Origin of the sequence: Ectobacillus ponti, assembly GCF_024294785.1 — a bacterium.
Classification (GTDB): Bacteria; Bacillota; Bacilli; order Bacillales; family Bacillaceae_G; genus Ectobacillus; species Ectobacillus ponti.
Genome location: NZ_JANCLT010000003.1, coordinates 130,054 through 140,465 on the forward strand (window position 1 = coordinate 130,054; position 10,412 = coordinate 140,465).

The window sequence follows — 10,412 nt, forward strand, 5'->3', positions numbered from 1 at the left end:
TCCATCTCTTTAATAATTTGTAAAGAGTACAACACCGTTACCCTTTCTTTAGTTCATATTATACAGAAATGACATAAAAAAGAAATGCTTTCGATAAAAGAAGTGGAATTTCTACAAGCTTTCCCAATATATTATCCTGTATGCGACAGGAAAGGGAGAAGTTTGTATAATTTCGGCGGATGAAGAAGGAATTTTCCCGCATACTCCGAATTACAATGTACAGTAACGGTTTTCGCGGGGGAGTGGGACGATGAAGTTTGTAACGGCGAAGCATGCGGAACGGGTATTCGTGGGACTGGCAGATGAACAGCGGCAGCTTGTCATCCATTTGCGGGAGGCGCAAAAGGCCATGAGCGGCAAAGCAAAGCTGCCGATTACCATGATTGAGTGCTTGGAGAAGGGGGAAGCGTTTGTCCGCGAGGCTGCCCAGATTTGGAGCTGGGCTTTGGAACAGGACGAGCCTGCAGGAAGCTATGCTCTGGCAGAGGTAAAGCTGCTGGCGCCCATTCCGCGGCCGCGCAAAAACATTGTATGTGTCGGCAAAAATTATCGGGAGCATGTGATGGAAATGAGCAGCACCGGTCAAGTGCCGGAGCATCTCATTTTTTTCACGAAAGCGCCGGCCACGGTCATTGGGCAGGAGGAGTGTATTCATAGCTACTCACATTTGACGAATGAACTGGATTATGAAGGCGAGCTTGCTGTCGTGATCGGGAAAAAGGGAAAAGGAATTCGTCCCGAGGAAGCGGGCGCATACATTTTTGGCTACACGATTGTTAATGATGTCACAGCCCGTGATGTACAAAGCAGGCACAAGCAATTCTTCCTCGGCAAGAGCTTTGACACCTTTTGCCCGATGGGGCCGTTCCTGGTGCATCATTCTGCCATTCGGGATGCGGGGCAGCTGGCAATTGAAACGAAGGTGAACGGGGAAATCAGGCAGTCCTCTGATACCTCCCAGATGCTGTTTTCCATTGCTGATATTATTTCTGTATTGAGCCAAGGCATGACTTTGGAGCCTGGCGATGTCATTGCCACCGGCACGCCGGCAGGGGTTGCCAAGGGCATGAAGCCGCCGCGCTTCCTCAAAAGCGGGGACCGGGTGGAGGTTACGGTAGAAGGCATTGGAACGCTGTGCAATACAGTGAAGTAGATGGGTGGGCACGCGTATGCGTGCTTTTTCGTTTTTGTTCACAAAATTGTCCCAAATCAAAAGTGGAAAAAAACGAATCATTTCGTGAAAGCGCCTGCCCATGGTATGATGGGACAAGGAGAAATCCCAAGACTTATAAGGAGGTATTTTCCGCCTATGACACACGCTCACATTACAGCCTGGGTGATCGGGCTGATCCTGTTCTTTGTGGCGCGCGCTATGTACAGCAACCGCAATGGCAAAGCGAAAATGCTGCATATGATCGTTCGCTTACTGTATATTCTCATTATTGCGACCGGTTTGATGCTGTATATGAATGTTTCCAAGTATTTGACAGGCAATATGCATATGTGGTACGGCCTGAAGTCTCTTGCGGGTATTTTGGTAATTGGCGGCATGGAAATGGTGCTTATCCGTACGAGAAAAGGCAAGAGCCTCGCACCTGTTTGGCTTTTGCTGGCAGTAGGCTTCGTTGCAGCAGTCTTCCTTGGACTGAGCCTGCCGCAGGGCTTCCAGATTTTCCATCCGTTTGGATGAAAAAGAACCGCTTGCTGAACTGTTCCTTCCTGGTACAGTCCGGCAGCGGTTCTTTTTTAGTTTGGTGTCCATGACTTGCGTGTGCCGTCTGCCCGTACCAGCTGAAATTCGTCTTTGCCATTCTGTTTGTCCCGAATGAAGAAATGATGCAGAGAACAAATCCGGTCGCCATTATCATAGATGACAAAGTTTACCCCTTGCCGTGTGCGGTTGCCGGGCTGAAAGAATAAACTGTTATGACAGTAAATACAATCATAAAGGGAGTAATCGAACTCCTGCAGCAGGCTGCTTAGGCCTAAGAAGGCCTCTTCCGAAAGCTCCTTCAGCAGCTCTTCATACACGAGCGGCAGTTTCTTGCGGACGCGGACCAATTCCCCGTCCTGCAGCACATGCGGCTCATTTTCAATTTTCAGCGTGTTTTGCTCGTAGAAGCGGGCGGGCAGCCAGTGGTTGTTGTATAAAATTTCAAATGTATCATCTATGACATCTGACAGCAGCGCTGCTTCATCAGTCTCTTCATCAAAGAAAATCCATTCCTCATTCATGTATTCAACGCTGCCGATTGTATGGGCGCGCGCCTGGTTTCGCAGGATGCTGTAGCGGTTTTGCATATTGTCCTCCTTGTAATGTGCCGTTGGTTTTGTATGAAATGGAGCAGGGCAGCCGTCCGCCAGGGAGACCCCGGCCCCATAAAAAGCAAAAAAGCGCTTTTTAGGGTCCGGAACCTCCCTTCGGTGAGCTGAACGAGCCGGTTTCGCTTTTCTAGTTATAGACACAGCTTGGGAGATTTATAACTGAGATGCACCGGGGACAGTGGGCGGGCATAGAATGAAACCAACTTGCAATAGTTGCGAAGTTATCGGAGCTTAGACAGAGGAGATGATTGCTATGTGTGGAATTACAGGATGGGCGGATTTCCGGCGCTCACTGCTTGAGGAGAAGGAAACCGTCGCAGCAATGGCGGAAACCTTGGCCAAGCGGGGACCAGATGATACAAATGTGTGGACAACAAAGCATGCGGCTTTTGGACATAAACGGCTTGTGGTGGTGGATCCGGTTGGCGGAAGACAGCCGATGACCCGCGCTAAGCATGAGAATACTTATACGATTTGCTACAACGGTGAGCTATATAATACAGAAGATATTCGCAAAGTGCTGCTGCAAAAGGGATATACGTTCCAGGGGCATTCTGATACAGAGGTGCTTCTTACCTCTTATATAGAGTGGGGGGAGGACTGTGTCGAGCATCTGAACGGCATTTTTGCGTTTGCCGTATGGGATGAGCAAAAGGAAAAGCTGTTCATTGCCCGTGACCGCCTTGGCGTAAAGCCGCTTTTTTACAAGGAGGATGACGGCCGCCTGTTATTTGGCTCTGAATTGAAGGCGATCCTAAAGCATCCCGATGTAGAGGCGGCAGTTACTTATGAGGGGCTCGCAGAGGTATTCGGCCTAGGACCGTCAAGAAGTCCAGGGCATGGTGTGTTTGCCGGCGTGCAGGAGCTTCGGCCTGCTCATGCGCTGACATTCACAAAGGACGGCCTGAAGGTATGGCGCTACTGGAACGTGAAAAGCATGCCGCATACGGACAGCTTTGAGGAAACGGTACAGAAGGTGCGTTTTCTCTTACAGGACGCCATCACACGACAGCTCGTATCTGATGTGCCGCTTTGCACCTTTTTGTCTGGCGGCGTAGATTCCAGTGCCATCACAGCCTTCGCTGCCATGGCGTATCAGAATGACAACAAGCCGGCGCTGCACACTTATTCCATCGATTATGAGGACAACGATAAATATTTCCAATCCAATGCCTTCCAGCCAAACTCCGACGCGCCGTTCATTGACCTCATGAGCCAGACATTCGGCACCCAGCATCATCGCTGTGTCATCTCCAATGAAATGCTGGCAGAGCATCTGCGAGAAGCGGTCATTGTCCGTGATCTGCCTGGTATGGCCGATGTGGATTCCTCGCTGCTTTGGTTCTGCCGTGAAATTAAAAAAGACTTTGTTGTGAGCTTATCCGGCGAGTGCGCCGACGAAATTTTCGGCGGCTATCCATGGTTTTACCGCACGGATGCGATGCAATCCAATAATTTTCCGTGGATGCGCTCCACTGCAGCACGCGAAGGCCTGCTGAAGCAGGAGTGGCGCGAAAAGCTGAAGCTGCGTGAGTATGTGCAGCAGCGCTATGACGAAACGGTGCTGGAAACACCGGTGCTGGAGGGAGAGAGCGAAGCGGATGCAAAGCGCCGTGAGCTGTTCTACCTGAACATGGTCTGGTTCATGACGACCCTTTTGGACCGGAAAGACCGGATGAGCATGGGGGCGAGCCTTGAGGTGCGTGTTCCGTTTGCAGACCACCGCCTGGTCGAGTATGTGTGGAACATTCCATGGGAAATGAAGATGCACGAAGGGCGTGAGAAGGGTCTGCTGCGCAAGGCGCTGGAGGATGTGCTGCCGCATGATATTCTCTATCGGAAGAAGAGCCCGTATCCAAAAACGCACAATCCGCATTATACGAAAGCTGTTACAGGCTGGCTGAGCGAGCTGCTGCAGGAGAAGGACTCCATGCTGCATGTGTTCTTTGACCAGTCGCAGCTGCAGGAGCTGATTACGACAGAGGGCAAGGTGTTCACGGTGCCTTGGTACGGACAGCTGATGACGGGACCGCAGCTGCTGGCCCATTTGGCGCAAATTCATGTATGGTTTAAAGAGTACGGCATTCAAATTCGCGAGTAAGACAGCCCAAGCCGGGGCTGTCTTTTTTTGTGTTCGAACCATTGTCCGATATTTAATATTACTTCTATCTCTTTTCCTATGAAAATGGAAATATATTTAAGAAATGGACAAGATGCATTTTCATTGAGTTACCGAATAGGATTATATATAATGTTTGTATAAGTAATGTATAACTAAAGTTATACAATAAAATGGACGGGAGATTGAAGCGATGAGCAAAAAGGTGGTTGTAATTGGAGCAGGGCCTGGCGGCTTGGCGGCATCCATGCTGCTGGCAGCGAAGGGCTATGAGGTGGATGTGTACGAGAAGCAGCCATATATTGGCGGGCGGAATGGAGCTTTACGGCTTGGCGGGTACACCTTCGATATTGGCCCGACCTTCCTCAGCATGCCGCAGCTGGTGAGTGAATTGTTTGAGATGGCGGGACGGCGCACAGAGGATTATTTGGATATGCGCGAGCTGACAGAAATGTATGAGCTCATTTTTGATGATATGCGCCTGAGGATGACGCGTGATGAAGAAGCCATGGAGCAGCGGATTGCGGAGCATTTTCCCGGCAATGAGACAGGATATCGAAAGTTTATGGCGGAAAATGAGAAGAAGCTGGCGATGATGACGCCGATTCTGCAAAATCCGATGGACAAGTGGAGCGACTACCTCAGCCGGCGCGTGCTGAAGGCTCTGCCGCATCTCTCTCTTTCTAAAAGTCTGTACGATGTTCTATCAGACTATTTCACGGATGAGCGGCTGAAGCTGGCGTTTACGTTCCAGGCAAAATATTTGGGCATGTCGCCGTGGGAGTGCCCGGGCGCCTTCTCCATCCTGTCTTATATGGAGCATGCGTATGGCATTTTCCATCCAATCGGCGGTGTCAATCAGCTGTCGCATGCCATGGCGCGGGTAACGGAGGAGCATGGCGGCCGCATTCATCTTGGAACTGGCGTGAAGCAGCTGCTGCTCGATGGCAGTGAGGTAAAGGGTGTCCTGCTGGAAAATGGCGGGCGTGTGCTGGCGGATGAGGTGGTCATCAATGCTGACTTCGCCCATGCGATGACAAAGCTGGTGGAGCCAGGTGTGCTGAAAAAGCACAGCCCGGAAAAGCTGAAGCGGAAGAAATATTCCTGCTCGACCTTTATGCTGTATCTTGGCTTAAACAAGCAGTACGACCTGCCGCACCATACGATTGTATTTGCAAAGGATTACAAGAAGAACGTGGAAGATATTACAAAAACTATGCTTTTGTCAGATGATCCTTCTATTTATGTGCAAAATGCCTGCGTAACGGACCCGACACTCGCGCCGGAAGGAAAATCGACGCTGTACATCCTGGCGCCGGTTCCGAACAATAGGAGCGGCATTGACTGGGAGGTGCAAAAGCGGGAGTTCCGCTCTCTTGTGCTGCGCACGCTGGCGGAAAAAGCCGGATTGACAGATTTGGAGGAGCATATTGAAGTCGAGCACATAATTACACCCAAAACCTGGGAAGAGGACCTGTATGTGTACGAGGGTGCCACCTTCAATCTCGGCCATCAGCTGACGCAAATGATGCATTTGCGGCCGCATAACCGGTTTGAAGAGCTGGAGAACTGCTGGCTCGTCGGCGGGGGCACGCATCCCGGCAGCGGACTTCCTACCATTCTTGAATCTGCAAAAATTACGACCCGCCTGATTGCCGAAGAGACAGTGAAGCAGGCGGTGATGCAGCCATGAACCGGATTGGAATGATTGGCGGCGGAGTTGGCGCCATGGTGGCTGCTCTGCTGCTGGCGCGTAAAGGCTATGAAATTACAATTTTTGAAAAGTCTTATAAGCTGGGCGGCCGTCTCTCCTTTGTGGAGCGGGATGGCTGCCGCATCGACGAGGGTCCGACCATTGTGCTGCTGCCGGATATGATCCGCGGCATTTTAGCGGAGGCAGGTGTGGCCAAGGAAGAGCTCGAATTGGTTTTATGTGATCCGCTATATACGATTCACTATCAGGACGGGACTACATATACCAAATATACGGATATGGAGCGGCAGCTGCAGGAGCTTGCGCGTGTGTTTCCCGGAGATGTAACAGGATTCCAGCGGTTCATGCAGGATATGCGCGTCCGTTTTACCACAGGAAAGCCGGCGTTTTTGGAGCGTTCCTTTTTACAGAAGCGGGACTTTTTCACCTATGAAAATGTGAAAACATTGATCCGCCTGCGCGCGTATCAGTCTACCAGAAAAATGATGGCCCACTATTTTCAGGATGAACGGCTGCAGGATGCCTATGCCCTGCAGACACTGTACATTGGCGGCAATCCGGGGGATACACCGGCTATTTACAGTCTCGTTTCCTTCAGTGAACATGAATATGGCATCTGGTATGTAAAAGGCGGCTATGCCAGCCTGGTGGAGCTGCTGCGGCGCAAGCTGGAGGAGTCCGGTGTCCGTATCATGTGTAACGCAGCTGTGACACGTGTGCCGATTGAAAATGGCAAGGCAGCCGGCTTGGAGGTAAATGGAGCGTTTCATCCGTTTGACGCGGTGCTGTTAAACGGAGACTATCCGACCATGCTGCCGCTGTTTGGCGAAGAGGCGAAGAAGAGCTATACTCCGTCCTCCGGCTGCGTGCTGCTGTATTTGGGGCTGGACCGGCTGTATGAGGAGGCGCAGGTGCATCAATTTTTCATGGGCCGCAGCATGGAGGAGCATATGAAGCAGGTGTTTCAGACGAAGGAAGTTCCGGCGGATCCATCCTTCTATGTGTTTCATCCGTCCCTGATTGATGAAACACTTGCCCCGCCGGGAAAAAGCGTCATGTATACACTGGTGCCGGTGCCGTCAGGAGAAATCGATTGGTCGGCGCATCCGGAGTTTATCGAACAGATTTTGGACAGCATGGAGCAGCGCGGCTTTCCGGATCTGCGGCGGCACATCGAGTGGATGCAGGTGAAAACACCGCAGGAGGCCCAGCGGGAAGGAATGTTCGGCGGCGGCAGCTTCGGCATCGCGCCGATTCTGTTTCAGTCCGGGGCGTTCCGGCCGCAGGCCAAGCCGCTGCCGTACGAAAATGTATATGCTGCCGGGGCCTCCGTTCATCCCGGCGGCGGCATTCCCATTGTCATGCAAGGAGCAAAGCTGGCTGCAGAAGCCATTTTACAAAGCCGGATGCGGCAAAAAGGAGAGGAACCGCTTGATTCCATTGGAGTACGCTTATCGTGAATGCCAGCAGGTGATTATGGAGCATTCGAAGACATTCTATAAAGCCTTTTCCCTGCTGCCAAGGGAGAAAAGAAATGCAGTTTGGGCTGTATATACATTTTGCCGGACAGTGGACGATATTGTGGATGAAGGCCAGGATGCTTTAAGAGAGCTGGCTCAGTTTGAAGCGGAGTTCCGCGCCTTTTTGTCCGGCAGCTTCAGCAGGGGAAATGCGATGTGGGTCGCGCTGGAGGATGTGTTCCGCCGCTTTGAGATGGACCCGCAGCCATTTTGGGAAATGATTGCCGGCCAGCGGATGGATTTGGTGAAAATGAGATATGAAGCCTATGAAGAGCTGCTGGATTACAGCTACCATGTGGCCAGCACGGTCGGGCTCATGCTGCTGCCGATTCTGGCGCCCAAGCAGGCGGTGCAGCTGAAGCCGGGGGCGATTGCGCTCGGGTTGGCCATGCAGATTACGAACATCCTGCGCGACATCGGCGAGGATTGGGAGCGCGGGCGGATTTATGTGCCGGCCGAGCTGCTGGAGCTGCATGGATACACTGCCGGGAGCCTGCAGGCAGGGGAGGTAAATACAGCCTTTATCACGTTGTGGGAGGACTTGGCAAGGCGGGCAGAGGTGCTGTATGAGGAAGCGCTGGCGAGTATGCATCTGTATCCGCTCACTTCCCGTTTGCCGGTGGAAGGGGCGGCCCGTCTGTACCGCGCAATTTTGCCGGAAATCCGGAAACAGGGATACACGGTATTCGGGCAGAAGCATTATGTAACAGATGAAGCGAAGCAGGAAATTCTTGCGCTGATGAAGGAGAAGGAACGGGAAGTCATTTAAGTCCGGACAATTGTCCGGACTTTTCCCATGGTTTCTGGATAACGCGACAGTCTATTGGCTGAGCAAGCTATGAATCTTTTGCAGATTCGACTTAAAGTAAGTGGCAAAATACCAGTCCCGGTAGGCTTTTGGCACTGCAATTCCATCTATGCCGCCTTTGCTGCGGATTGCTTCCGCCACCAGTGCCGTAATCTCGCGTATGTAGCCCTTAATCTCGTGAAGCTCCCGCACGGAGCACACTTCGCCATGCCCCGGTATGATCGTTTCAATGTCGAGCTGTTCGACCTGTTCCAAAATGTGAAGCCATTCCTGCGGGTTGGCATGCAGCAGGACAGGATGATGCTTGGCAAGCACCAAATCACCCATGACAGCCACTTTTTCCTCAGGGAGATACACAAATGCATCGCTCTGCGTATGTCCTCCTCCGTATGTAAGAACCTCTGCAGTCCGCTTGCTGCCGTGAAGGCTGAGCTTCTGTTCAAAGGTTACGTTCGGCAGTGTATAGACGAGATCAGGAAGCATATCCATGTACTGAAGGTCGCTGGCATGCTCCCATTGCATTTCCTGCTTCAGCCTTTCATCTGTTTCCTTTTGTATACTGCCTTGGAGCCCATCCAGTGCTTGATATACAGCATCCGGATCCGCCAGCTGGTTCTGCAATCGCTGCCTGCCGAATGTACGCATGATCTCCCGTGCAGCAGATGTGGAAATGATTTGCGCCTTCGGAACAAATACTTGATTGCCGCTTGTATGGTCACTGTGCCAATGCGTGTTGACCACATAGGAAGCTGCCTTGCCGGTAAGGCGGATGGCCGCTTCCTGCAGCTCTTCTGCCGCCCCGATCGTGGTGAAGGTGTCAACAATCAATGTCTCCTCCCCCAGGTCAATGATGGCCGCGTTCCCCACTGATCCTGTGCCGGGGATGGAAATGGCCGCAAATACACCGTCAGCAGCCTCGGTCAGCCGGAAATGCCCGTATTCTATAAGTGTGACGGCTTGTTTATTCATCCCTTACCCCCCTTTATATAGAAATCACATTTTTATCATAGCATTAAAAAAGAAGGAGATACATATATTTTCCAATTAACTGTTTGCTGGAATTCTTTGGAGGATTCCTTATCTTTTCTTTGCTTGAATACAGGATTTCCCATCACCTGCAGGGAATTCATACAGTAAAAAACGATTAAGGGGGAATGAGGATGAGTGTGACGCTACAGCCGGTATGGCCAGAGCAGGCCGAGCTGCTGAAAAACCTATATTCGTTATATCTGCATGAACTGTCAGCCTATACAGACTCCTTATTTATGAATGAGCAGGGTCTGTTCGAGTTTGGCGGCTTTTGCCTCATTGGCGAAAAATCGGAGCTGCAGCCGTACCTGATTCAGTATGAGGGACGCTGCGTCGGCTTTTTGCTGGTGGCCCTGCCGCCGTTCACAAAGCCGGGCACAGACTACTGTCTCAATGACCTGTTCATGCTGCGCGCATACCGCGGCAAAGGCATCGCCCACCAGGCGGTGAAGGAGCTGTTCAAGAAGAAAAGCGGCACCTTCTGCGTCATGCAGCTGCAGGCGAATGAGCGGGCCGTGCAGTTTTGGCGGTCCGTCTACGACCGGAACCGGATTCTGTATGAGGAAGAAAACAGGGAAATTGACAATGAGCTTTGCGTGGTGCAGACATTTTCCGTATAAAGCGAAGCAGCGCCGGAATGAACCGGCGCTTTTTGCCGTGGCTACTTGCCTCGGGGCGGGCGCAGGTCGGATAGGGTGACGGCAACATAGAGGATCGTAATGACAGCGAACAGAATGCTCAGGGCTGTTTGTCCTTGTGTAAATTTCAAAATCGTGTTGCCGGTAAACAATACGATGAAGAGAACAGTTGAAAATACAGAAAGCTTGCTTCGTTTGATTTCTGCCATAGTGATTCCTCCAATATAGTTTGACACGGGCAAGGACGCAAAAAAGACCC

The 10,412-nt window shown here is 51.5% G+C and carries 10 protein-coding genes; 7 read left to right on the top strand and 3 right to left on the bottom strand.

Annotation, left to right across the window (positions count from 1 at the left end):
• Nucleotides 1–250: 250 nt before the first annotated feature.
• Nucleotides 251–1,153, top strand: coding sequence for a fumarylacetoacetate hydrolase family protein (locus NK662_RS06810; protein WP_254758167.1), 903 nt, complete (start codon nt 251–253; stop codon nt 1,151–1,153).
• Between the two features lie 156 nt (nt 1,154–1,309).
• Nucleotides 1,310–1,690, top strand: a complete 381-nt coding sequence (locus tag NK662_RS06815; protein WP_254758168.1) for a YisL family protein — start codon at nt 1,310–1,312, stop codon at nt 1,688–1,690.
• Nucleotides 1,691–1,746: 56 nt separating this feature from the next.
• Here NK662_RS06815 and NK662_RS06820 read toward each other — a convergent pair whose 3' ends face one another.
• Entirely contained in the window at nt 1,747–2,301 is a 555-nt protein-coding gene (locus tag NK662_RS06820) for a DUF2777 family protein (RefSeq protein WP_254758169.1), read from the bottom strand.
• Nucleotides 2,302–2,578: 277 nt separating this feature from the next.
• Between NK662_RS06820 and asnB the strand changes: the two genes are divergently transcribed.
• From asnB to NK662_RS06840, 4 genes are all read left to right on the top strand, one after another.
• Nucleotides 2,579–4,426: an asparagine synthase (glutamine-hydrolyzing) gene (gene asnB, locus NK662_RS06825; protein ID WP_254758170.1), complete on the top strand. Its 1,848-nt coding sequence runs from the start codon at nt 2,579–2,581 to the stop codon at nt 4,424–4,426.
• 211 nt (nt 4,427–4,637) lie between these two features.
• The gene (locus NK662_RS06830) at nt 4,638–6,137 is read left to right on the top strand and encodes a phytoene desaturase family protein (protein ID WP_254758171.1); all 1,500 of its coding nucleotides are present in this window, start codon (nt 4,638–4,640) and stop codon (nt 6,135–6,137) included.
• Nucleotides 6,134–7,618 (top strand): phytoene desaturase family protein, encoded by a 1,485-nt coding sequence (locus NK662_RS06835; protein ID WP_254758172.1) that lies wholly within the window; start codon nt 6,134–6,136, stop codon nt 7,616–7,618. The genes NK662_RS06830 and NK662_RS06835 overlap by 4 nt, the downstream gene beginning before the upstream one ends.
• Nucleotides 7,590–8,447, top strand: a complete 858-nt coding sequence (locus NK662_RS06840) for a phytoene/squalene synthase family protein (protein WP_438503598.1) — start codon at nt 7,590–7,592, stop codon at nt 8,445–8,447. Before NK662_RS06835 ends, NK662_RS06840 begins: the two co-directional genes overlap by 29 nt.
• Before the next feature lie 51 nt (nt 8,448–8,498).
• On the opposite strand, the gene NK662_RS06845 is transcribed toward NK662_RS06840, so the two are convergent.
• On the bottom strand, nt 8,499–9,455 hold the full coding sequence (locus NK662_RS06845) for an MBL fold metallo-hydrolase (RefSeq protein WP_254758173.1): 957 nt from the start codon (nt 9,453–9,455) through the stop codon (nt 8,499–8,501).
• A 191-nt stretch (nt 9,456–9,646) separates the two neighbouring features.
• On the opposite strand from NK662_RS06845, the gene NK662_RS06850 reads away from it, so the two are divergent.
• A complete protein-coding gene (locus NK662_RS06850) occupies nt 9,647–10,135 on the top strand; it encodes a GNAT family N-acetyltransferase (protein WP_254758174.1) in 489 nt (162 codons plus the stop codon).
• 41 nt (nt 10,136–10,176) lie between these two features.
• Here the strand turns inward: NK662_RS06850 and NK662_RS06855 are convergent, their stop codons facing one another.
• On the bottom strand, nt 10,177–10,362 hold the full coding sequence (locus NK662_RS06855; RefSeq protein ID WP_254758175.1) for a hypothetical protein: 186 nt from the start codon (nt 10,360–10,362) through the stop codon (nt 10,177–10,179).
• Nucleotides 10,363–10,412: the final 50 nt, after the last annotated feature.

Bases quoted from the DNA above. Each gene is read 5' to 3' on its own strand.
- NK662_RS06815 (WP_254758168.1), top strand. From the start codon at position 1,310: ATGACACACGCTCACATTACAGCCTGGGTGATCGGGCTGATCCTGTTC.
- NK662_RS06855 (WP_254758175.1), bottom strand. From the start codon at position 10,362: ATGGCAGAAATCAAACGAAGCAAGCTTTCTGTATTTTCAACTGTTCTC.
- NK662_RS06830 (WP_254758171.1), top strand. From the start codon at position 4,638: ATGAGCAAAAAGGTGGTTGTAATTGGAGCAGGGCCTGGCGGCTTGGCG.
- NK662_RS06810 (WP_254758167.1), top strand. From the start codon at position 251: ATGAAGTTTGTAACGGCGAAGCATGCGGAACGGGTATTCGTGGGACTG.
- NK662_RS06835 (WP_254758172.1), top strand. From the start codon at position 6,134: ATGAACCGGATTGGAATGATTGGCGGCGGAGTTGGCGCCATGGTGGCT.
- NK662_RS06850 (WP_254758174.1), top strand. From the start codon at position 9,647: ATGAGTGTGACGCTACAGCCGGTATGGCCAGAGCAGGCCGAGCTGCTG.
- asnB (WP_254758170.1), top strand. From the start codon at position 2,579: ATGTGTGGAATTACAGGATGGGCGGATTTCCGGCGCTCACTGCTTGAG.
- NK662_RS06820 (WP_254758169.1), bottom strand. From the start codon at position 2,301: ATGCAAAACCGCTACAGCATCCTGCGAAACCAGGCGCGCGCCCATACA.
- NK662_RS06845 (WP_254758173.1), bottom strand. From the start codon at position 9,455: ATGAATAAACAAGCCGTCACACTTATAGAATACGGGCATTTCCGGCTG.